This is a genomic window from Kitasatospora sp. NPDC087315 (assembly GCF_044744345.1).
Lineage (GTDB): Bacteria > Actinomycetota > Actinomycetes > Streptomycetales > Streptomycetaceae > Kitasatospora.
The window spans coordinates 26,686-49,076 of the sequence record NZ_JBIUYD010000031.1 but is presented as its reverse complement, the minus strand read 5'-3'; the positions used below and the strand labels follow the sequence as shown (position 1 = coordinate 49,076).

Below are 22,391 nucleotides of genomic sequence, written 5' to 3'. Positions count from 1 at the left end.
TCCGGCCCGCCGGGCGTTTTCCGGCCGCTCAGCGGCGCCCCGCCGATGTTTCGTCAGAACGACTCGACTATCGTCTCGGTCGGCGGAAAGTCGTCTCGCATCGCAGGATATCGGCGTTCGACTGACAGTCAGACCTTTACGCAATCGGCACGTTCGACCACACTGAGTCCGGGCGGGACTGGTCAGGATTCGGGGGATGGGGGGCGTCACGTGCGGCAGGACAGACACCGTGCGGCCATAGCGGGCTCCCTCTCCGACCGCGACGTGTCGGACGATCCCCAATTCCGCCTCGGGACCGTCGGACAGGCCGGGGTCCGGCTTCGCAGGGGCTGCCAGCCGATGGCGTCCCGCTATGAAACGAGGAAGTGAGTCCGGGTGGCACTCTCCGTCTCCGCGCTGGTCCTGTTCGGCGTCATCTGCCTGATCTTCATCCGCAACAAGCAGCTGAAAGTCGGGCACGCCATCCTGGCCGCCCTCTTCGGCTTCATGCTCAACCAGAGCACGGCCGCCAAGCCGATCCAGGACTTCCTGAGCCAGATCGCCAAGAGCATCTCCAACATCGCCGGCTGACCGGCCGGGCCCCCGGTGGGGCCGGTGGGGGAGGGGGCCGTCCGTGCGCGTCACCGGCCGGCCCGTCTGGCCTGCCGCCAGCGGCTGAACAGTCCCCGGGGGCGCGCCGCCGCCGGGGTCCCGGGGCGGGTCGGGGCGGGCGTCAGGGCGCCCGCCGACGAGGTCTCCGGGCCCGGGTCCGCAGCGCCCGGGGCCGCCAGCAGGACGAACAGCCGGGCCCAGCAGAGCCGTTCACCACGCGGCCAGTCCAGCGCGCGCAGCGCCGCCGACGCCGCCTCCGACACCTCCCCGTTCACCCTGACCTCGGCGACGTCGTCCCCCGACTTGCCGCCGAGGAACAGCTTCACCCCGTGCAGCCTCCGGCCGGCCAGCTCCGGCAGCAGCGCGGGCGCCAGCGCGGGCAGCACCCGGTGCTCCGCCAGCCAGCCCGCCAGCCGCTCGTTGCCGAAGCCGAAGACCGCCGCCGGCCCCTGGACGGCGTGCCAGCCGGGCAGTTCGGGGTGGTCGGCGTGGTCGGCGAGCCCACCGTGCCCGTCCCGCAGCTCCACCAGCACCGAGGCGGTGGTGGTCGCCCACATCCGCACCGCGTTGGCGAGCTTCTCCTCCTCGGTCTTCCCGAGCCCCGCCGCGCAGTCCCAGACCACCGGCGCGTCGGCGCGGCCCAGGTGCAGCACGAAGCCCAGGTCGACATGGCCGGTGCCCTCGTCGCCGGGGTGCTCCCGGACGGCCACCGCGGTCGTCCCCGGGCCCCGGACCACCTCGCCGTCGGCGGTGAACTCCTGCCCGAGGCGCGCCATCTCGCGGACCACACAGCGCTGTATGACGGCCAGTCGGTCCTGGGGACGCACCGGAACTCCTTCACCTCGGGTTCGCAACGCTCTCGAACTACGGTCGAACGCCGCCGAGGCTATCGGCCCGGAGCCCCGCCGGGAAACTGTCGCGGGGTCATGACGCGGGGCCCTCCGGTCGCGGGAATGCCCTGTATGCACCATTTTGGGTAGCGGTAACCGTAGGCCACCGCCTGGAGAACCCGCATGCCCCGCACCGACCCGAGGCCGTCTCCGCTGCTCCCGCCCGCCCCGGACGGCTCCGCTCCGGACGGCTTCGGCCCGGTCGGAGCCGCTGCGGCCGGACCCGGTCCGCTCGGGCCCGGCCTGCTCGGTTCCGGCCTGGTCGCCGAGATCGAGGCGTACCTGGCCTCACTGCCCGCCCCCGCGCGCACCCCGCCGCCGTACGTCTGTCCGCTCGGCTCCGCCCTGAGCCCCTGGCACGCCGGCTGGCCGCTGCCCAGGGCCACCCTGCTCGACCGGGTGCTTCGCCGCCCGGCCCGCCCGGTGCCGGTGACCGCCGCCGACCACCTGCGGCTCGCCTCCCGCTACATCGGCGCCTTCGGCTGGGTGCAGGGCGCGATGTGGGACACCGCCGGCCGGGTCTGCCTGCTCGGCGCCCAGGCCGCGGTCCTGGCCCACGGCTACGGGACCCCGGTCACCGTCCGCATCGCCAGGGTCCAGCTGATGGAGGTGCTGCACGCCACCGGCCGTCCGGTCGCCTCCCCGGACGAGTTCAACGACCGCCCCGCGACAAGGCAGTCCGACATCCACCGGCTGCTCGACCGCGCCGCCGCCCGCGCGCTGCGACTGGGACTCTGAAGACCCGGGCGGCGACCGGCCGGCCCTGACGGGCCCTCGGGAACGCGAACGGCCCCGGGGAGACGGTGACCGTCTCCCCGGGGCCGGGCAGTTGGAGCGGGCGACGAGAATCGAACTCGCGTGACTAGTTTGGAAGACTAGGGCTCTACCATTGAGCTACGCCCGCATGATCCTCCGGCCGTCGCCGGACGGAAGGTCGGGGAACAGCGTACCTGGTCCGGTCGGCTGCGCGCACACCACATTCGTTCCAAGGGCCTCGGACATGTCGCCGAACGGGGAGGGCCCGGCGTGTACGCTTCCTCTCGGCACCACGGGGTGTGGCGCAGTTTGGTAGCGCGTCCGCTTTGGGAGCGGAAGGCCGTCGGTTCGAATCCGGTCACCCCGACAGTGTGCGGCAGGGTCTCGCCGTCGGCGGGGCCCTGTTGTCGTTTCCCCGCCCGGTCCGGCATCGTGGGTCGTTGATTTTTCACCCAAATGCTGGAGCCCCGATGAGGATGAGTCCCAAGATCGCGGTCGGAGTCGTCTTCGTCGCCTCGCTGTTCATGTCGATCATGGACACCACGATCGTCAACGTCGCGCTGCCCGCGATCGGCCGCCAGTTCGGCACCGACCCGGCCGGGGTCGGCGTGATCAACGTCGGCTACCTGGTCAGCCTGGCGGTCTTCGTCCCGCTCTCCGGCTGGCTGGGGGACCGCTTCGGCACCCGCCGGGTCTTCCTCGTCGCGCTCGCCCTGTTCACCCTCGCCTCGCTGCTCTGCGGCGCGGCCGGCTCGATGACCTCGCTCACCCTCTACCGGATCTTCCAGGGCGCGGCCGGCGGCCTGCTCACCCCGGTCGGGATGACCATGCTCTTCCGCGCCTTCCCGCAGGAGGAGCGGATGCGGGCGACCAGGATCCTGATGCTGCCGACCGCCGTCGCGCCCGCCGCGGGGCCGGTGCTCGGCGGCTGGCTGGTGGACGGCTGGTCCTGGCACTGGGTCTTCATCGTGAACGTCCCGGTCGGCATCGCCGCGCTGGTCTTCGGCCTGCTCTTCCTGCCCGACTACCGCGCCGAGCGGGCCGGCCGGTTCGACGCGGCCGGGTTCCTGCTCTCCGCGGTCGGCTTCGGCGCCGCGATGTACGCGCTCTCCGAGGGCGCGTCCGAGGGCTGGGCCAGCGCGCGGATCCTGGTGTCGGCGCTCGTCGGCCTGCTCGCGCTGGTGGCCCTGGTGGTGGTCGAACTGCGCCTCCCGGAGCCGATGCTCGACCTGCGGCTCTTCCGGGACCGGATCTTCCGCACCACCAACCTGCTCTCGCTGTTCTCCGGCGCCGCCTTCCTCGGCATGCTCTACCTCTTCCCGCTGCTGATGCAGGACGCGCTCGGCATGGACGCCCTGCACAGCGGTCTGATGGTGTTCCCCGAGGCGCTCGGCGTGATGCTCGCCTCCCAGGTGGCGAGCCGGCTCTACCCGAGGATCGGCCCGCGCCGGATCCTGGCCGCCGGTGCCGTCGTGGTGGCCGGCTGTCTCGCCCTGATGGCCGCCATCGGCCCGGACAGCAACCTCTGGGCGGTGCGCGCGCTGATGTTCGTGACCGGCTTCGCGATGGCGCACGTCTTCATGCCCTCGCAGACCGCCGCCTTCGCCACCATCACCCCGCGCTCCACCGGCGCCGCCTCCACCCTCTACAACGCGCAGCGCCAGCTCGGCTCCGCGCTCGGGGTCGCGGTGCTCGGCACCGTGCTGACCGCCGTCGGAGCCGTCACCGTGAACGCTTCGGGTACGCCTGTGGCGAACCTCGCCGCCTACCGCGCCGCCTTCCTGACCGCCGCCGGTCTGGCCCTGGCCGCGGCCGTGATCGCCTTGCTGGTAAGGGATTCCGACGCCGTCGCCACCATGCGGCAGGTACCGGCCGGGGGTACCGGGGGCCAGGTTTCGGAGCCGGCCGCGGAGCCCGCCGCGAAGGCCTGAGCGGCCGCCGGCGGCGGTGACCTGGCGTCCGCCTTTCGTGGTACCGGTAGGATGGGGCGCTGGCGGTAGTCCCTGCGGCGTCCACCCAGGTCAACCGCATGAGGGCGAGGAGTCACGCTCACCGTCCACCCCCCCCACGGGAGATGCAGCTCCAACCGCCCATCGCCCGTCTCGCCCGACCCGCATCAACCGGCCTCGGCCGGCGGCCGGGAAGGGCGGAGGCAACCTGACCGCAAGCCCATAGGAGACCTAACCGTGAAGAGCGCCGTCGAGACTCTGAACCCGACCCGGGTTCGACTCACCGTCGAGGTGCCCTTCGAGGAGCTCAAGCCCAGCCTCGACGCGGCGTACAAGAAGATCAACCAGCAGGTCTCGGTCCCGGGCTTCCGCAAGGGCAAGATCCCGAACCGGGTCATCGACCAGCGCTTCGGCCGTGGTGCCGTGCTGGAAGAGGCTGTCAACGACGCCCTGCCGCGCTTCTACACGCAGGCCGTCGACGAGGGCAAGATCGAGGTCCTCGGCCAGCCCGACATCACCAACATCGAGGGTGTCGAGAAGATCGCCGATGGCGGCGACCTGAAGTTCACCGCCGAGGTGGACATCCGTCCGGAGATCACCCTGCCGGACTTCTCGACCATCGAGGTGACGGTCGACCCGATCGTCGTCACCGACGAGGACATCGACAAGTCGCTGGAGCAGCTGCGCGAGCGCTTCTCCTCGGTCAAGGACGTCGAGCGCGCCGCGGCCGCCGGCGACATCGTGGTCGTCGACCTGATCGCCAAGGTCGACGGTGAGGTGCCGGAGGACGGCACCGCCAACGGCGTCAGCTACGAGATCGGCTCGGGCCGCCTGATCGACGGCATCGACGACGCCGTCGTGGGCCTGGAGGCCGGTGGCACCGCCACCTTCGAGACCGAGCTCAAGGGCGGCACCCAGGCGGGCAAGACCTCCGAGGTCACCGTCACCGTCACCGCCGTCCAGGAGAAGGAGCTGCCGGAGCTGGACGACGAGTTCGCCCAGCTGGCCAGCGAGTTCGACACCCTGGACGAGCTGCGCGCCGACTCCCGCAAGCGCCTCGAGCGCATGAAGGAGTACGACCAGGCCACCCAGGCCCAGGAGAAGGTCCTGGACGCGCTGCTGGCGCTGGTCGAGATCGAGTTCCCGGAGAAGCTCCTCAAGGACGAGATCGAGACCCGCAAGCACAACCTCGAGCACCACCAGCTGGAGCCGATGGGCCTCGACCTCGCCTCGTACCTGGAGACCCAGGGCAAGACCGAGGAGGAGTTCCTGGCGGAGACCGAGGAGCAGGCGAAGAAGGGCATCAAGACCCAGTTCGTCCTGGACCAGATCGTCGCCGACGAGGAGCTGGGTGTTAACCAGGAGGAGCTCACCGAGCACCTCATCCGCCGCGCCGCCGGCTCGGGCCTGACCCCGGACCAGTTCGCGCAGCAGGTCGTCCAGGGTGGCCAGGTGCCGCTGCTGGTCGGCGAGGTCGCCCGCGGCAAGGCGCTCGCCACCGTGGTCGAGGCCGCCAAGGTCGTCGACACCGAGGGCAACGTCGTCGACTTCGCGGACGACGAGGAGACCGACGAGTCCGGCGAGACCGTCGAGGCCGCCGCCGAGACCCCGGCCGTCGAGGCCGAGGCCGAGGAGAAGACCGAGGCCTGATCGCCCCGGTCGCCCTGACGTGACAGCGGGCCCGGACGCCGTACGTGGTGTCCGGGCCCGCTGTGCGTTCCCCCGGGGCGCCGCGCGGACCCTGCGCTCACAGCGAACAGTTCTGCGTGAGGGATTCTGCGGCCCGGCCTGCGCGTTAGGGTCCTTGGACAGCAACAATCACGACGTGATACCCGGAAGCTGTGCGACAGCGTGACGGCCGTGGAGCGACCGTCCAAAACGACTGAGCAGGTGGCTAAGTGACGTTCCCGCAGATGCAGATGCCTGGCCCGATGGCGCCGCACGCCGCCTCTGGTGACGTGCTCGGCGGCCTGGGGGACCAGGTCTACAACCGGCTGCTCAACGAGCGGATCATCTTCCTCGGCCAGCAGGTCGACGACGACATCGCCAACAAGATCACCGCCCAGCTGCTGCTGCTGGCCGCGGACCCGGACAAGGACATCTTCCTTTACATCAACTCCCCGGGCGGCTCGATCTCGGCCGGCATGGCGATCTACGACACCATGCAGTACATCAAGAACGACGTCGTCACCATCGCGATGGGCATGGCCGCCTCGATGGGCCAGTTCCTGCTGACCGCCGGCGCCAAGGGCAAGCGCTTCTCGCTGCCGAACGCCAACATCCTGATGCACCAGCCGTCCGCCGGCCTCGGCGGTTCGGCCACCGACATCCGCATCCAGGCCGAGCAGCTGCTCCGCACCAAGAAGCGGATGTCCGAGCTGATCGCCTTCCACAGCGGCCAGTCCTTCGAGCAGATCACCGCGGACTCCGACCGCGACCGCTGGTTCACGCCCGAGGAGGCCCTGGAGTACGGCCTGATCGACGCGATCATGCACAGCGCCGCGGACGTCCCCGGCGGCGGCGGCACCGGCGCCTGAGCCTCGGCCCGGCCGACGAGACCACAGCCACAACGCTCCGGAGGACAAGAACCCCCATGAACATCCCCAGCCTCTCCAGCGCCAAGTCGCGCGTCGAGGACATGCGTGCCGAGGGCCGCTACATCGTTCCGCGCTTCGTCGAGCGCACCTCGCAGGGCGTCCGTGAGTACGACCCCTACGCGAAGCTGTTCGAGGAGCGCATCATCTTCCTCGGCTCGCAGGTGGACGACGTCTCCGCGAACGACATCATGGCGCAGCTGCTGTGCCTGGAGTCGATGGACCCGGACCGCGAGATCCAGATGTACATCAACTCGCCCGGCGGTTCGTTCACGGCCCTGACGGCCATCTACGACACCATGCAGTACGTGAAGCCGGACATCACCACCGTCTGCATGGGCCAGGCGGCCTCCGCGGCGGCCGTGCTGCTCGCGGCCGGCACCCCCGGCAAGCGGATGGCGCTGCCGAACGCCCGGATCCTGATCCACCAGCCGTACACCGAGACCGGCCGCGGCCAGGTCTCCGACCTGGAGATCCAGGCCAAGGAGATCTTCCGGATGCGCGAGCAGCTGGAGGAGATGCTCTCCAAGCACTCCAAGAAGCCGGTGGAGCAGGTGCGCGACGACATCGAGCGCGACAAGATCCTCACCGCCGAGGAAGCCCTCGAGTACGGTCTGATCGACCAGATCATCTCCACCCGCAAGTCCTCGCTGACCTCCTGAGGCCGGCACCTTCCTTCCTGGCCCGCCATCGGGCGGGAGGGGTCCAGGGGCGGGGCGCGCAAGCCGTTGCGCGCCCCGCCTCCGGCACACCGGCGGCATCGGTGTCGGCATCTGTTCGGTATCAATTCGCCCAGGGCGTAGGGCAGACCTGGCGAAGAGGACGGAATCAGGGGCCCGGCAGAGTACCGTCGGATAGCGAGACCGATCGCCGACGGCGTTGACGGTCCACAGCACCAGGCCCCGGAACCCCCGCGGGGCCCCTGGCGAAGGGGAAGCACCTCGTGGCACGCATCGGAGACGGTGGCGACCTGCTCAAGTGCTCGTTCTGCGGCAAGTCGCAGAAGCAGGTGAAGAAGCTGATCGCCGGCCCAGGCGTGTACATCTGCGACGAGTGCATCGACCTGTGCAACGAGATCATCGAGGAGGAGCTCGCCGAGACCTCCGAGGTGCGTTTCGAGGAGCTTCCGAAGCCGCGCGAGATCTACGAGTTCCTGGACCAGTACGTGGTCGGCCAGGACCTCGCCAAGAAGGCGCTGTCGGTGGCCGTCTACAACCACTACAAGCGTGTCCAGGCCGGCGAGGCGGGCCGCAGCGGCGGCAACGGCCGTGAGGACGCCATCGAGCTGGCGAAGTCCAACATCCTGCTGCTCGGGCCGACCGGCTCCGGCAAGACGCTGCTGGCGCAGACGCTGGCCCGGATGCTGAACGTGCCGTTCGCGATCGCCGACGCCACCGCGCTGACCGAGGCCGGGTACGTCGGCGAGGACGTCGAGAACATCCTGCTGAAGCTGATCCAGGCGGCCGACTACGACGTCAAGAAGGCCGAGACCGGGATCATCTACATCGACGAGATCGACAAGGTCGCCCGCAAGAGCGAGAACCCGTCGATCACCCGGGACGTCTCCGGCGAGGGCGTGCAGCAGGCGCTGCTGAAGATCCTGGAGGGCACCACCGCCTCGGTGCCGCCGCAGGGCGGGCGCAAGCACCCGCACCAGGAGTTCATCCAGATCGACACCACCAACGTGCTGTTCATCGTGGGCGGTGCGTTCGCCGGCCTGGAGCGGATCATCGAGGGCCGGGCGGGTGCCAAGGGCATCGGCTTCGGCGCCAACATCCGCTCCAAGCGGGAGTCGGACGCCAGCGACCACTTCCGTCAGGTGATGCCGGAGGACCTGGTCAAGTTCGGCATGATCCCGGAGTTCATCGGCCGGCTGCCGGTGATCACCAGCGTGCACAACCTGGACCGCGAGGCGCTGCTGCAGATCCTCACCGAGCCGAAGAACGCGCTGGTCAAGCAGTACCGCAAGCTCTTCGAACTGGACGGCGTGGAGCTGGAGTTCTCCCGGGACGCACTGGAGGCCATCGCCGACCAGGCGATCCTGCGCGGCACCGGCGCGCGCGGGCTGCGGGCCATCATGGAGGAGGTGCTGATGTCCGTGATGTACGAGGTCCCCTCGCGCCAGGACGTCGCCCGCGTGGTGGTCACCGGGGACGTCGTCTCCAAGCACGCCATCCCGACCCTCGTCCCGCGCGACATGATCAAGCGGGAGCGGCGCGAGAAGAGCGCCTGACCCGGGTCTGACGGAAGAGCCCCGCACCGGCCGGTGCGGGGCTCTTGCCGTGCGGGGAGGGCCACTTGGCGACGACTGCGGTGTCCCCGGCGGCGGACCGGCCGGACGCGCGGCGTCCGCCGGGTGAAAGCGGTTCGTAACCCGCCCCCCCGGTTACGTAAACTGTGCGTCGTGACCGACACGACGAACCAGCGCCCCGCGAGCACTCACGCCGGGGACGACGCAGCCACCCTCCCGACGACCTACGCCCCGGCGGAGGTAGAGGGCGAGCTGTACGAGCGCTGGGTGGACCGGGGCTACTTCACCGCCGACGCCAAGAGCGACAAGCCCCCGTACACCATCGTCATCCCGCCGCCGAACGTCACCGGTGCCCTGCACCTGGGCCACGCCTTCCAGCACACGCTGATGGACGCGCTGACCCGCCGCAAGCGGATGCAGGGCTACGAGACGCTCTGGCTGCCGGGCATGGACCACGCCGGCATCGCCACCCAGAACAAGGTCGAGCAGCAGCTCGCCGAGTCCGGCCTCTCCCGCCACGACCTGGGCCGCGAGGCCTTCGTCGAGAAGGTCTGGGAGTGGAAGGCGAACTACGGCGGCCGGATCCTCGGCCAGATGCGCCGCCTCGGCGACGGCGTGGACTGGTCGCGCGAGCGCTTCACCATGGACGAGGGCCTCTCCCAGGCCGTCCAGACCATCTTCAAGCGGCTCTTCGACGACGGCCTGATCTACCGGGCCGAGCGCATCATCAACTGGTGCCCGCGCTGCCTCACCGCGCTCTCCGACATCGAGGTGGAGCACGAGGAGGTCCCCGGCGAGCTGGTCTCGATCCGCTACGGGGAGGGCGAGGACTCGATCGTCGTCGCCACCACCCGGGCCGAGACGATGCTCGGCGACACCGCGGTCGCGGTCCACCCCGAGGACGAGCGGTACCGCCACCTGATCGGCCGGACCATCAAGCTGCCGCTGACCGACCGGGAGATCCCGGTCGTCGCCGACGAGCACGTCGACCCGGAGTTCGGCACCGGCGCCGTCAAGGTGACCCCGGCGCACGACCCGAACGACTTCGCCATCGGGCAGCGCCACGACCTGCCGTCGCTGGCCGTGATGGACGAGCGCGGCCTGATCACCGTGCACGGGCCGTTCCTCGGCCTGGACCGCCTGGAGGCCCGCTCGGCCGTGGTCGGCGCGCTGCGCGAGCAGGGCCGGATCGTCGCCGAGAAGCGTCCGTACATGCACGCCGTCGGCCACTGCTCGCGCTGCCACACGGTGGTCGAGCCGCGGCTGTCGCTGCAGTGGTGGGTCAAGGTCGCCCCGCTGGCGAAGGCCGCCGGCGACGCGGTGCGCGACGGCAAGGTGGAGATCCACCCGAAGGGCCTGGAGGGCCGCTACTTCGACTGGGTCGACAACATGTACGACTGGTGCATCTCGCGCCAGCTCTGGTGGGGCCACCGGATCCCGGTCTGGTACGGCCCCGAGGGCCAGGTCGTCTGCGTCGGCCCGAACGAGGAGCCGCCGAGCGGCGAGGGCTGGCACCAGGACCCGGACGTCCTGGACACCTGGTTCTCCTCCGGCCTCTGGCCGTTCTCCACCCTCGGCTGGCCCGAGCAGACCCCGGACCTGGAGAAGTTCTACTCCACCGACGTCCTGGTCACCGGCCACGACATCATCTTCTTCTGGGTCGCCCGGATGATGATGTTCGGCCTGTACGCGATGGACGGCCAGGCGCCGTTCAAGACCGTCGCGCTGACCGGCCTGGTCCGTGACGAGTTCGGCAAGAAGATGTCCAAGTCCTCCGGCACCGCCGTGGACCCGCTGGACTGGATGGACGCCTACGGTGCCGACGCCGTCCGCTTCACCCTGGCCCGCGGTGCCAACCCGGGCGCCGACGTGCCGATCGGCGAGGACTGGGTCAAGGGCGCGCGCAACTTCTGCAACAAGATCTGGAACGCGACCCGCTTCGCGCTGATGAACGGCGCCACCGTCGAGGGCCCGCTGCCCGCGCCGGAGGAGCTGACCGCGGCCGACCGCTGGATCCTGTCGCGGCTGAACGCCACCGTCGCCGAGGTGGACGCGCTCTATGACGACTACGAGTTCGCCAAGGTCTCCGACGCCCTCTACCACTTCGCCTGGGACGAGGTCTTCGACTGGTACGTCGAGCTCTCCAAGACCACCCTGGCCAAGGGCGGCGCGCAGGCCGATGCCTCGCGTCGGGTGCTGGGCGAGGTCCTGGACCTCACCCTGCGGCTGCTGCACCCGGTCGTCCCGTTCGTCACCGACACCCTGTGGACCACGCTCACCGGCGCCGAGTCCCTGGTGATCGCCGAGTGGCCGAAGGACAGCGGCTACCGGGACACCGCCGCCGAGGCGGAGATCGCCACGCTCCAGCAGGTGGTCACCGAGGTCCGCCGGTTCCGCTCGGACCAGGGCCTGCAGCCCGCGCAGAAGGTCCCGGCCGAGCTTGGCCTGGCCGGCACCGTGCTCGCCGTCCACGAGGACGCGATCCGTTCGCTGCTGCGGCTGACCGTCCCGGGCGAGGGCTTCACGGCCACCGCCTCGCTCCCGGTCGCCGGCGCCACCGTGGCGCTGGACCTCTCCGGCACCATCGACGTCGCGGCGGAGCGCAAGCGTCTCGCCAAGGACCTCGCGGCCGCCGAGAAGGAGAAGACCCAGACCACGGCCAAGCTCGGCAACGAGGCGTTCCTCGCCAAGGCGCCGGACGACGTGGTCGCCAAGATCCGTGCCCGCCAGGAGGCCGCCGAGGCCGACATCGCCCGGATCACCGCCCAGCTCGCGGCGCTGCCGCAGGCCTGACCGGCCGACGGCTCACCAGGGCCGCATCCCGCCTCGGCGGGGTGCGGCCCCTCGCCATTTCCCGCCACCCGTTAATCCGTCGTCCTAATAGCCCAATCACATTGCTCCCTTCCGGCGAATATTCATCCCGGACCGGGTGAGGTCCTATTCCGTCCGAATTCATTCGGGTCTTGCCCGCGCGCGTTCGCGGAAGTTCACAGGTCGGATGTGTACGGTGTGCAGGAGTTCCGCAGAGCCGATGACCGACGGGAGGGTATGGCGTGGTGGTGACCGAGGAGTTGGCCGACGAACTGTCTGCTGAGGCGGTCGAGGAGGCCAAGGCCAGGGCGGCGACGCTGCTGCTCGCGTTTCGACACGGAAACCAGCTCGCGTTCGACTACGCGCTGGACCGGCTCTTCGAGGAGCACGCGGAACGCGAGGTGACCACCCTGCTGGCCTGGATCGCCGCCGAGGCGGTGCGCAAGGCGTACGCGCCCGAGGTCGGGGACCGGGTCCTGCACGCGATGGCCCGGCGGGCCCCGGCCGACACCGGCGGGGTGGCCGTGGACGAGGAGACCGCCGACGCGGCCCGGCTGATCGAGGCCGTCGCGGCCGGCGAGGTGGCCGAGGTCCGCGGCCTGGTGTCCACCACCGCCGACACCACCTTCCTGCTCGGCGGCCTGCTCCAGGGCGTCGCGATGATGCTGCCGCTGCTGCCCGAGGGCGAGCTGGCCGAGATCACCGCCGAGCTGCGCCGCCGGCACTGCGGTCCGTGCCCCGAGATTCCGGAGGCCCGGGCCGGGGTCTGAACCCCGGCCCGGGCCCCGGTCCAGCCCGGTGCCTACGGCATCGCGTGCAGATGTCCGCCGATGCTGCTCGCGATCGATCCGCCCGCCGCGGCGTCCCAGTTGGTCGACCAGGTCATCGCCCCGCCGATCCCCGGCCAGGTGGTGTCGGGCCTGAAGCTCCCGCAGTTGGTGCCGGCGGCCAGGCAGTCCAGCGCGTTGTTGACCACGCTCGGGCTGACGTAACCGCCGCCCGCCGCGCTGGTGGAGGCCGGGACGCCGAGGCCGACCTGGTCGGGCCGGAGCCCGCCCTTGAGCTGGATGCAGGCCAGCCCGGTCAGGAAGTTCTCCGAGCCCTGGGAGTAGACGCCGCCGTCGCAGCCGAGCATGGCGCCGGAGTTGTAGTACTGCATATTGGCGATGGTGAGGATGTCCTTCACGTTCAGCGCCAGCTTGAAGTACTCCATGCCGGTCGACTGCATGTCGATGGTCTGCGGCGCCATGGTGAGGATGAATCCCTTGCCCGCCTTCGCGGCCACCGAGTGCAGCGCCTGGCCCATGTAGGTGGCGTTGATGCCGTTCTCCAGGTCGATGTCGACCCCGTCGAAGCCGTAGGTCTGCATCAGCGACCAGACGCTGTTGGCGAAGGTGGTGGCCGAGGCGGAGCTGTTCACCGAGACGGTGCCGTCCTGGCCGCCGACCGAGATGACCACCTTCTTGCCGGCCGCCCGCTTGGCCGCGATGTCGGCCTTGAACTGGGCCTCGGTGTAGCCGCCGAGCCGGGAGGAGAGCTTGCCGTCCACGGCGAAGCTCAGCCCGCCGGGTGTACCGGTGGCGTTGGCGAAGGCGACCGCGATGATGTCGTACGCGGCCGGGACATCGCTGATCCGCTGCACGGTGGCGCCGTTGTCGAAGTTCTGCCAGTAACCGGTCAGCAGGTGTTTGGGCAGACCGGGCCGGTCCGTCGGGGTGTCCGTCGGGGTCGGGCTGGGCGAGTCCGTCGGGGTGTCGGTGGGGGTCGGGGTGTCGGTCGGCGTGGGCTTGGGGTCACCGGGACCGATCAGCGAGATGTCGTCGGCCAGATAGGCGGGCTGGCCGTACCAGCCGTGCAGGTAGACGGTGACGCTGGTGGTGGTGGCACCGGTGGTGAAGGTGGTGGCGAGCCTGGACCAGCTCGCCGAGTTGGTCCAGGTGCCCGGGTCCGCGGCGGCGCCGGTGCCGCGGGCACCGAGGTAGACGTAGGAACCCTGCACCCAGGCGCTCAGCGAGTACGTCGACGACGGCTTCACCGTGACGGTCTGGGTGCACTCGCCGGTGTCGCCCGCACCCGGGGTGGCGCGCAGCGCGTACGAGCCGGAGTGGACGGTGGTGGTCTGGGCCGTGCTGCCGGTGGGGCAGGTCCAGCCGCCGAGGTGGCTGGTGGCCTCGAAGCCGCCGTTCTCGATCAGGTCGACGTCCGCGCTCGGTGCACCGGAGGCGCCGGTGGTGAGGACCAGGCCGCTCAGGCCCAGCGCGATCGCGCCGGCTCCGGCGAGCAGGGTGTGGACGGCGCGTGGGCGCCGGTGTCGGGCAGGTGGCATGACTCCATCTCCTGTGGGGGAGGCCGTCGGCTCGCGTGGGGGCGGGCCGTCCGGGTGTCGATGGTGCGCGTGCGGGAGCTACCGACAAATCAAGTCCCTGTCGGGGAAGGAGACTTGCCTCACAAGGTGGAGTAGACCAATCCGGCTGTCAAGAGGACCTTGGCGGGCTCAGGCCGCGAGCGCCCCGGCCGGTTCGGCGGCTCGGGCCAGCCGCGTGGTCAGCCGGGCGATGCGGGCCGAGGCCAGTCCGTCCCCGTACGGGCTGGGGGTGGCCGCCAGCCGGGCGAGCCGCTCGGGGGCGTCCGCGAGCCAGGCCCGGGTCAGTTCGCCGAACTCCTCGCCGGGCCGTACCAGGGCGGCGAAGCCGGCCTCCACGGCCTCCGGCCGCTCGGTCGAGCGGCGCACCACCAGCAGCGGACGGCCCAGGACGGTGCACTCCTCCTGCACCCCGCCGGAGTCCGAGACCAGCAGCGCGGCGTGCCGGGCCAGGCCCAGGAACTCCGCGTACCCGACCGGCTCGGTGACGGCGATCCGCTCCAGCAGCCCGTCGAGCGCGAACCGCTCGACGGCGGCGCGGGTGCGCGGGTGCATCGGGAACAGCACCGGAGTGCCGGCCCGGGCGGTCCGGTCCAGCTCGGCGAGCACCGCGCCGAGGGCCTCGGCGGTGTCGGTGTTCTCCGGCCGGTGGACGGTGGCCAGCACATAGCCGTCCGGGCGCAGCCCGTGCGCGGCGAGCAGCCGGGCCCGCCCGGCCTCGTCGGGCAGCTGCCGCCGGACCACCTCGACGACGGTGTTGCCGGTGACGGCGATCCGCTCCTCGGGCAGCGACTCGGCGCGCAGGTTGGCCGCGTTCTCCCGGGTGGCGGCGCAGAGCAGGTCGGAGACATGGTCGACCATCACCCGGTTGTGCTCCTCGGGCATCGCCCGGTCGAAGCTGCGCAGCCCGGCCTCGACGTGCACCAGCGGGATCTCGCGGGCGTTGGCGGCGAGCGCCCCGGCCAGGGTGGCGTTGGTGTCGCCCTGGACGACCACGGCGGCCGGGCGGTTCTCGGCGAACGCCGCGTCCAGCTGGCCGAGCGACTGGGCGATCTGCCCGGCGCGCGGGCGGCCGCCGACGCCGGTCAGCAGCTCGGGCCGGGGCAGGCCGAGGTCGCGCAGGAAGCGGCCGGACATCGCCTCGTCCCAGTGCTGGCCGGTGTGCACCAGCCGGGTGGCGTCCCCGAGTTCGTGGATCAGCGGGGCGAGCTTGACCAGTTCGGGGCGGGTGCCGAGGACGACGGCGACGCTGGCGGGGGGAAGGCACATGCTCACGGGGTGACTCCGGTGGTTCTCAGGATTCGAGGGCGGTCGGGGCGCCGAGGACGACCTTCTCGGCGTTGCGTCTGGTCTTGGCCCAGCCGTTGCGGCCGAGCAGCAGCCGGACGGCGCCCCGGGTCGCGACCACGAACAGGTGATAGGCGTACAGCCAGAGCAGCGCGCCCCAGAGCAGCCCGGTGAGCCGGCGCCGGCCGGGGTGGACGCGCCTGCGGTAGGCGAAGCCCCAGAACACCATCGGCAGGGTCGCGAGCACGAAGGCGGCGGCCATGAACGGCCCGAACCGGAGGTGGAAGTCGGCGGTTTCCTCGGGGAAGAGCGCCAGGCCGGCCAGCGTGATCCCGATCGACAGCGGGGTCAGGACGACCAGCAGCACGCAGACCACGGGCTGCAGGAAGGTGTACATCACCTCGGCCTTGCCGGCCCAGCGGTAGTGCGGCGAGCGCAGCACCCGCCCGGTGTAGCGCAGGCACTGCATGTTGCCCTGGGCCCACCGGGTGCGCTGGGTGAGGAAGCGCCGGAACGACACCAGGCCCTCCTGGGAGACCTGCGCCTCGGTGATGTGGGTCAACCGCCAGCCGGCCAGCCGCAGTTCGAGGCCGGACTCGTAGTCCTCCAGTAGTGCCCGCTCCGGCCAGGGCCGGTTCTGCCGGCCCTCCTCGGCGGTCAGCGAGTCCAGCGCGGTGAGCCGGACGAACTGCCCGTTGCCGCCGAGGCCGACGCTGCCGGTACGCCGGCGCAGCAGCTGCATGCCGGTGTTGTTGGCCTGGAACTCGATGTCCTGCAGCCGTACCAGGGCGCGGGCCAGGGCGTTGACGAGCCGGCCGCGGCCGGGCAGCGGCCGTTCGTCGTCGGCGTTGCGCATCCGGACGCCGATCTGCACGGCGCCGGTGTCGGGGCGGCCCATCGCCTTGTCGGCGCAGACCTGTTCCAGGGTGCCCGGGTCCAGTTCGCCGTCGGCGTCGACCACGCCGAGCACCACCCGGGAGCGGTCGGTGCCCTCGGGCAGCCAGGCGGAGATCTCGCGGTACGCGGCGTTCAGCGCGGCGCCCTTGCCGATCCGGGCGTGCGGGCGCCGGCGCTGGACCAGGTGGATCCGCGGGTCGTGCCCGGCGGCGGCCAGTACCAGGTCGCGGGTGGCGTCCTCGCTGTCGTCGTCGATCACCCACAGATGGGCTTCGGGGGCGCTGCGCCGCAGACCGGCGAGGGTCTGGGTGACCACCGCCTCCTCGTCGCGGCAGGGGATCACCAGGTGCCACCGGAAGGCCGAGGGGTCGCCGGGCTCGGCGGGCCTGGCGTGTGTGAACGCGTGCCGCGAGCCGGCCCAGTAGAGCAGGAAGCGGCCGAACACGAAGACCATGTAGGCGAGCAGCGCCAGGGAGGCCAGCTCGGCGACCCAGACGATCCCGTTCCGGTTGTCCAGGATGTAGTCGCGCACGGCGTCGGGCATTGCGCTGCTCTCCTCATGATCAAAGGTGATTTGTCTCCTTGGGGTGCGAATCGATGCTTCATCGCGTCTGAGACTCGCCGAATCGATAGTAAAAGGGGTAAATCGGAAAGTCTGGGCAAAGTGGCCGTTCTCACCCCGTGAGGGGTGGCCGCCGTCGCTCCGTAGACTGTGGTCGTGAGCGACAAGGCCGACCCGAACCCGTACACCCTCCGCCCCGCCGACGGCGGCTCCGGCGACGCCCTGCGCGACGTCGAGCTGGAGCTGTCCAAGCGCTGGCCGGAGAACAAGCTGGAGCCCTCGCTCGACCGGATCGAGGCGCTGATGGACATCCTGGGCCAGCCCCAGCGGTCCTTCCCCTCCATCCACATCACCGGCACCAACGGCAAGACCTCCACCGCCCGGATGATCGAGCAGCTGCTGAACACCTTCGAGCTGCGCACCGGCCGCTACACCAGCCCGCACGTGGAGTCCGTCACCGAGCGGATCTCCCTGGACGGCGCCCCGATCAGCCCCGAGCGGTTCGTCGAGGTCTACCGGGACATCGAGCCGTACGTGCGGATGGTCGACGAGCGCGAGCCGGTCGCGATGTCCTTCTTCGAGGTGCTGACCGGCATGGCCTACGCGGCCTTCGCCGACGCCCCGGTGGACGTCGCCGTGGTCGAGGTCGGCATGGGTGGCTCCTGGGACGCCACCAACGTGATCGACGCCGCCGTCGCGGTGATCACCCCGATCTCCCTGGACCACACCGACAAGCTGGGCGGGACCACCGGCGAGATCGCGGTCGAGAAGTCCGGGATCATCAAGTCCGGCGCGGTCGCCGTCGTCGCCCAGCAGCAGCTGGACGCCGCCCAGACCATCCTCAAGCGCGCCGTCGAGGTGGACGCCACGGTGGCCCGCGAGGGCATGGAGTTCGGCGTGATCCGCCGTGAGGTCGCCATCGGCGGGCAGCTGGTGACGCTGCGTGGGCTCGGCGGCGAGGAGTACGAGGATGTCTTCATCCCGCTGCACGGCGCCCACCAGGCGCACAACGCGGCACTCGCGCTCGGCGCGGTCGAGGCCTTCTTCGGCGTGGGCGGCGCCCGCGGCGGGCAGTTGGACGTGGACAAGGTGCGCCACGCGTTCTCCGGCGTCTCCTCCCCGGGCCGCCTGGAGGTCGTCCGCCGCAGCCCCACGATTCTGCTGGACGCCGCGCACAACCCGCACGGTGCCGAGGCGACCGTCGCCGCGATCGGCGAGTCCTTCGGTTTCACCCGGCTGGTCGGCGTGATCGGCACCAGCGGCGACAAGGACGTGGCGGGCCTGCTGGAGGCCTTCGAGCCGGTCCTCGCCGAGGTCGTGATCACCCAGAACTCCACCCATCGCGCGATGGACGCGGACGCCCTGGCCGCGATCGCCGTCGAGATCTTCGGCGAGGACCGCGTCCAGGTCGAGCCCCGCCTCGACGACGCCATCGCCGCCGCCGTCACCCTGGCCGAGGAGGAGGGCGACCTCGGCGGCGCCGGGGTGCTGGTCACCGGTTCGGTCATCACGGTGGGCGAGGCCCGCCTGCTGCTCGGGAGGAAGTGACATGAGGACGCTCTGCTCCTCGACGCTGATCGGCGAGGCGCTGGTGGTGCTCTTCGCCGCCCTGGTGGCGATGCAGCTCTCCGACGTCCCCACCGCCACGGTGTGGACGGTCACCGGTGTCGCCATGGCGCTGTGCATCCTGCTCTGCGGCATGATCAACCGCCCCGGCGCGGTGGCGATCGGCTGGGCGCTGCAGGTCGGCCTGGTCGCCAGCGGGTTCGTCCTGCCGACGATGTTCGGCCTCGGCGTGGTCTTCGCCGGCCTCTGGTGGTGCTCGGTGCACTACGGCCGCAAGATCGACGAGTTCAAGGCCGCCCGTACGGCGGCCGAGGCCGCCCAGGCCTAGGCCACGGGGGCAGCCCGGACGGGCTTCCGGGCTGCTCACGCAAGGTAATCTCTGGGGTAGTCGCGTATATCGCACGCCGAACCGATTACCCAGGAGACGCACCGTGTCCCAGCGCACTCTCGTCCTGCTCAAGCCCGACGCCGTCAAGCGCGGCCTGGCCGGCGAGATCATCAGCCGCATCGAGCGCAAGGCCGGCTGGCGGCTCACCGCGGTCGAACTGCGCACCTTCGACCGGGCGACGCTGGAGCAGCACTACGCGGAGCACATCGGCCGCCCGTTCTACGAGCCGCTGCTGGAGTTCATGACCTCCGGCCCGTCGCTCGCGCTGATCGTCGAGGGCGAGGAGGTCGTCCGTGGCATCCGCATGCTGGCCGGTGCGACCAACCCGCTGGAGGCCGGTGCCGGCACCATCCGCGGCGACTACGCGACCATCACCCGGGAGAACCTGATCCACGCCTCGGATTCCGAGGCCTCCGCCGAGCGCGAGATCAAGATCTTCTTCCCGGCGCACGCCTAGGACCTTGGACTGCCCCGGTCGGGACCATTGGCCCGGCCGGGGCATTCTTATCGTGAAATAGGGAACTAGGGGTGCCGACACGGCGTCCCAATGCCCGGAGAAGCGATCACGCTCCGGACAATGGACGGTACGCCCCACGTCGACGTCCGTACGGGCAGGCGTGACTACGATGGACGCGACTCAAGGGCTTGGTACGGCTGCCGAGCCGGTCTCCGCCCTGGGCACGCGCTTTCGTCCACCCCCCCGCAATGACTCCGAGCCCGGGAAGGCACCTACACCCCATGGCCAACAACCTGTCGTTCATCGGCCGCGACTTGGCGATCGACCTCGGAACTGCCAACACGCTGGTGTACGTCAGGGGCAAGGGGATCGTCCTCAACGAGCCGTCCGTCGTCGCGGTCAACACCAACACCGGTGGGATCCTGGCGGTCGGGGCCGAGGCGAAGAAGATGATCGGCCGGACGCCGGGCAACATCGTCGCCATCCGCCCGCTGAAGGACGGCGTGATCGCCGACTTCGAGATCACCGAGCGGATGCTCCGCTACTTCATCCTCAAGATCCACCGCCGCCGCTACCTGGCCCGCCCGCGGGTCGTGGTCTGCGTGCCCTCCGGTATCACCGGGGTCGAGCGCCGCGCCGTGATCGAGGCCTCCTCGCAGGCCGGCGCGCGCCAGGTGCACATCATCGAGGAGCCGATGGCCGCCGCGATCGGCGCCGGGCTGCCCGTCCACGAGGCCACCGGCAACATGGTGGTCGACATCGGCGGCGGCACCACCGAGGTCGCCGTGATCTCACTCGGCGGCATCGTCACCGCGCAGTCCATCCGGGTCGCCGGCGACGAGCTGGACAACGCCATCGTCCAGCACATCAAGAAGGAGTACTCGCTGCTCCTGGGCGAGCGCAGCGCCGAGCAGATCAAGATGAGCATCGGCTCCGCCTTCGGGCTGGAGGGCGAGAAGGACGAGCACGCCGAGATCCGCGGCCGCGACCTGGTCAGCGGCCTGCCCAAGACCGTCGTCATCTCGGCCGCCGAGGTCCGTGAGGCCATCGACGAGCCGGTCAACTCCATCATCGACGCGGTCAAGACCACCCTCGACCAGTGCCCGCCCGAGCTGGCCGGCGACGTCATGGACCGGGGCATCGTGCTCACCGGCGGCGGCGCCCTGCTGCGCGGTCTCGACGAGCGGCTGCGCCGCGAGACCGGCATGCCGATCCACATCGCGGAGAACCCGCTGGACTCGGTGGCCCTCGGCTCCGGCAAGTGCGTCGAGGAGTTCGAGGCGCTTCAGCAGGTGCTGGACGCCCAGCCGCGTCGTTAGCAGTACCGAGAAAAACCTGTCAGTCAACTGAACGGCCCCCGCCCGGGCCCCACAGCCAGGGGTGGGGAGCCAAGGTACGAAGGGGCAGTACCAGCACCGTGAGGGATACACGAGAGAGCCGGCTGCTGCTCATCCTGCTGGTGGCCGTCGCCTTCGCGCTGATCACCGTCGACATCAAGGGCGGTGAGAGCTCTCCGCTCGGCGGCGCCCGGCGCACCGCCGCCGCCGTCCTCGGCCCCGTCGAGCGCGCCGCCGCCACCGTGGTCGACCCGGTGGCCGACACCGTCCGCGCGTTCCGCGACACCGCCACCCACAGCGGCCGCGCCGACCAGCTCGCGCGCGAGAACACCGAGCTGCGCCAGAAGCTCGCCTCCTCCGACATGGCGGCAGGCCGCACCAAGCAGCTCGACGACCTGCTGCGCACCGCGGGCTCCGGCGGCTACACGGTCAAGGCCGCCCAGGTGATCGCGATCGGTCCGGCCCAGGGCTTCTCCTGGACCATCACCATCGACGCCGGCAGCGACGACGGGCTCAGCCGGGACATGACGGTGATCAACGGTCAGGGGCTGGTCGGCCGGATCACCACCGTGGCGCCGACCACGTCCACCGTGCTGCTGGCCTCCGATCCCGGCTTCAGCGCCGGTACCCGGCTGGAGGGCACCGGCGAGATCGGGTTCGCCTCGGGGCAGGGAACCGGCCCGATGAAGGTCTCCCTGCTCAACGGCAAGGCCCAGGTCAAGGAGGGGGACCGGCTGGTCTCCTTCGGCTCGCAGAGCGGCCGCCCGTTCGTGCCCGGCGTCCCGGTCGGCAAGGTGGTCGAGGTCGAGGCGAACCCGGGCCAGCTGACCAAGACCATCCTGGTCGAGCCCTTCGTCCAGTTCACCCGGCTCGACCTGGTCGGCGTGGTGGTCGTGGCGCCGCGCACCGACCCTCGCGACGCCGTCCTGCCGCCCGTGCCGGCCGCCGCCCAGGGGCAGGCCCCGGCCCCCGCGGCCCCCGGCGCCGCCGTCCCGCCCGCCAAGACCACTGGGGGGAACTGAGCCATGCGCCTCGCCCGCATCCCCGTCTCCGCCGTCCTGATCCTGCTCGGCCTGATCCTCCAGGTCAGCGTCTTCGGTCGGCTCCAACTCCCCGGCGCCACACCGGACATACTGCTGCTCGTGGTGGTCGGCCTGGCCATGGTGTACGGGCCCACCGGCGGTTGCCTGGTCGGGTTCGCCGCCGGGCTGCTGGCCGACCTCGCGCCGCCGTCCGACCACGCGATCGGCCGCTACGCGCTGGTGCTCTGCCTGATGGGCTACGCCGCTGGACTGCTCCGCCAGGACCACGGCCGCCAGCGCTCGGTCTCCGGCGCGCTGCTGGTGGTGGCCGCCGCGGCGGTCGCCTCCACCCTGCTGTACGCGATGGTCGGCGCCCTGGTCGGCGACACCGCCGCCCGCCATGTCGGCCTGGGCGGACTGGTCTTCAGCGCCCTGCTGTACGACCTGCTGCTGGCGCCGTTCGTGGTACCGGTGGTGATGCTGATCGGGCGCCGCTTCGGGCGCGACCCGGTGGCCGCCGCCAGCGGTGACGACGAGGGCGGTCCGGGGATGGGCTCGCTGGCCCGCTACCGCACCACCCGTGAGACCTCGAAGGGCCCGTCGTACCGGAAGCGGCGCTCGCTCGGCTTCGCCAAGCGCCCGTAGCCCGTCCGACCATGACCCCCGGAACC

General features: G+C 71.0%; 19 protein-coding genes and 2 tRNA genes. 16 read left to right on the top strand and 5 right to left on the bottom strand.

Features of this window, described 5'->3' with window-relative positions; translation table 11 throughout:
* Positions 1-375: 375 nt before the first annotated feature.
* Positions 376-570 (top strand): hypothetical protein, encoded by a 195-nt coding sequence (locus ACIO5D_RS33485; RefSeq protein WP_363607564.1) that lies wholly within the window; start codon positions 376-378, stop codon positions 568-570.
* Between the two features lie 50 nt (positions 571-620).
* On the opposite strand, the gene ACIO5D_RS33480 is transcribed toward ACIO5D_RS33485, so the two are convergent.
* Positions 621-1,418: a DUF6348 family protein gene (locus tag ACIO5D_RS33480; RefSeq protein ID WP_400651925.1), complete on the bottom strand. Its 798-nt coding sequence runs from the start codon at positions 1,416-1,418 to the stop codon at positions 621-623.
* Between the two features lie 186 nt (positions 1,419-1,604).
* On the opposite strand from ACIO5D_RS33480, the gene ACIO5D_RS33475 reads away from it, so the two are divergent.
* Positions 1,605-2,219 (top strand): hypothetical protein, encoded by a 615-nt coding sequence (locus ACIO5D_RS33475; RefSeq protein WP_363607562.1) that lies wholly within the window; start codon positions 1,605-1,607, stop codon positions 2,217-2,219.
* A 92-nt stretch (positions 2,220-2,311) separates the two neighbouring features.
* Here ACIO5D_RS33475 and ACIO5D_RS33470 read toward each other — a convergent pair.
* Positions 2,312-2,385 (bottom strand) — tRNA-Gly (locus ACIO5D_RS33470).
* A gap of 145 nt (positions 2,386-2,530) precedes the next feature.
* Between ACIO5D_RS33470 and ACIO5D_RS33465 the strand changes: the two genes are divergently transcribed.
* The 8 genes from ACIO5D_RS33465 (at position 2,531) to ACIO5D_RS33430 (ending at position 12,612) form a co-directional block, all read left to right on the top strand.
* A tRNA-Pro gene (locus tag ACIO5D_RS33465) sits at positions 2,531-2,604 on the top strand.
* A 109-nt stretch (positions 2,605-2,713) separates the two neighbouring features.
* Complete coding sequence (locus tag ACIO5D_RS33460; protein WP_363607561.1) at positions 2,714-4,168, top strand: MDR family MFS transporter; 1,455 nt, start codon at positions 2,714-2,716, stop codon at positions 4,166-4,168.
* A gap of 255 nt (positions 4,169-4,423) precedes the next feature.
* Entirely contained in the window at positions 4,424-5,836 is a 1,413-nt protein-coding gene (gene tig / locus ACIO5D_RS33455) for a trigger factor (RefSeq protein ID WP_363607560.1), read from the top strand.
* A 269-nt stretch (positions 5,837-6,105) separates the two neighbouring features.
* Complete coding sequence (locus tag ACIO5D_RS33450; protein ID WP_305067940.1) at positions 6,106-6,723, top strand: ATP-dependent Clp protease proteolytic subunit; 618 nt, start codon at positions 6,106-6,108, stop codon at positions 6,721-6,723.
* Positions 6,724-6,779: 56 nt separating this feature from the next.
* Positions 6,780-7,442 (top strand): ATP-dependent Clp protease proteolytic subunit, encoded by a 663-nt coding sequence (locus ACIO5D_RS33445; RefSeq protein ID WP_363607559.1) that lies wholly within the window; start codon positions 6,780-6,782, stop codon positions 7,440-7,442.
* Between the two features lie 281 nt (positions 7,443-7,723).
* Complete coding sequence (gene clpX / locus ACIO5D_RS33440) at positions 7,724-9,013, top strand: ATP-dependent Clp protease ATP-binding subunit ClpX (protein ID WP_063347569.1); 1,290 nt, start codon at positions 7,724-7,726, stop codon at positions 9,011-9,013.
* Positions 9,014-9,184: 171 nt separating this feature from the next.
* Positions 9,185-11,824, top strand: coding sequence for a valine--tRNA ligase (locus ACIO5D_RS33435; RefSeq protein ID WP_363607558.1), 2,640 nt, complete (start codon positions 9,185-9,187; stop codon positions 11,822-11,824).
* Between the two features lie 260 nt (positions 11,825-12,084).
* On the top strand, positions 12,085-12,612 hold the full coding sequence (locus tag ACIO5D_RS33430) for a hypothetical protein (RefSeq protein ID WP_400651934.1): 528 nt from the start codon (positions 12,085-12,087) through the stop codon (positions 12,610-12,612).
* Positions 12,613-12,644: 32 nt separating this feature from the next.
* Here ACIO5D_RS33430 and ACIO5D_RS33425 read toward each other — a convergent pair whose 3' ends face one another.
* From ACIO5D_RS33425 to ACIO5D_RS33415, 3 genes are all read right to left on the bottom strand, one after another.
* Entirely contained in the window at positions 12,645-14,168 is a 1,524-nt protein-coding gene (locus tag ACIO5D_RS33425) for a glycosyl hydrolase family 18 protein (protein WP_363607556.1), read from the bottom strand.
* Between the two features lie 168 nt (positions 14,169-14,336).
* Positions 14,337-15,473: a non-hydrolyzing UDP-N-acetylglucosamine 2-epimerase gene (gene wecB / locus ACIO5D_RS33420; protein ID WP_400799722.1), complete on the bottom strand. Its 1,137-nt coding sequence runs from the start codon at positions 15,471-15,473 to the stop codon at positions 14,337-14,339.
* A gap of 25 nt (positions 15,474-15,498) precedes the next feature.
* A complete protein-coding gene (locus tag ACIO5D_RS33415) occupies positions 15,499-16,932 on the bottom strand; it encodes a glycosyltransferase (protein ID WP_400651940.1) in 1,434 nt (477 codons plus the stop codon).
* A gap of 174 nt (positions 16,933-17,106) precedes the next feature.
* Here ACIO5D_RS33415 and ACIO5D_RS33410 point away from each other — a divergent pair, with 174 nt between their 5' ends.
* The 6 genes from ACIO5D_RS33410 (at position 17,107) to mreD (ending at position 22,365) form a co-directional block, all read left to right on the top strand.
* Positions 17,107-18,498, top strand: coding sequence for a bifunctional folylpolyglutamate synthase/dihydrofolate synthase (locus ACIO5D_RS33410; protein WP_400799719.1), 1,392 nt, complete (start codon positions 17,107-17,109; stop codon positions 18,496-18,498).
* Position 18,499: 1 nt separating this feature from the next.
* The gene (locus ACIO5D_RS33405; protein WP_400651943.1) at positions 18,500-18,844 is read left to right on the top strand and encodes a DUF4233 domain-containing protein; all 345 of its coding nucleotides are present in this window, start codon (positions 18,500-18,502) and stop codon (positions 18,842-18,844) included.
* Between the two features lie 103 nt (positions 18,845-18,947).
* Positions 18,948-19,361 (top strand): nucleoside-diphosphate kinase, encoded by a 414-nt coding sequence (ndk, locus tag ACIO5D_RS33400; RefSeq protein WP_400651945.1) that lies wholly within the window; start codon positions 18,948-18,950, stop codon positions 19,359-19,361.
* 293 nt (positions 19,362-19,654) lie between these two features.
* Complete coding sequence (locus ACIO5D_RS33395) at positions 19,655-20,680, top strand: rod shape-determining protein (protein WP_030256393.1); 1,026 nt, start codon at positions 19,655-19,657, stop codon at positions 20,678-20,680.
* Between the two features lie 98 nt (positions 20,681-20,778).
* Positions 20,779-21,720 (top strand): rod shape-determining protein MreC, encoded by a 942-nt coding sequence (gene mreC / locus ACIO5D_RS33390; RefSeq protein WP_363607550.1) that lies wholly within the window; start codon positions 20,779-20,781, stop codon positions 21,718-21,720.
* A 3-nt stretch (positions 21,721-21,723) separates the two neighbouring features.
* A complete protein-coding gene (gene mreD, locus ACIO5D_RS33385; protein WP_363607549.1) occupies positions 21,724-22,365 on the top strand; it encodes a rod shape-determining protein MreD in 642 nt (213 codons plus the stop codon).
* Positions 22,366-22,391 lie beyond the last annotated feature (26 nt).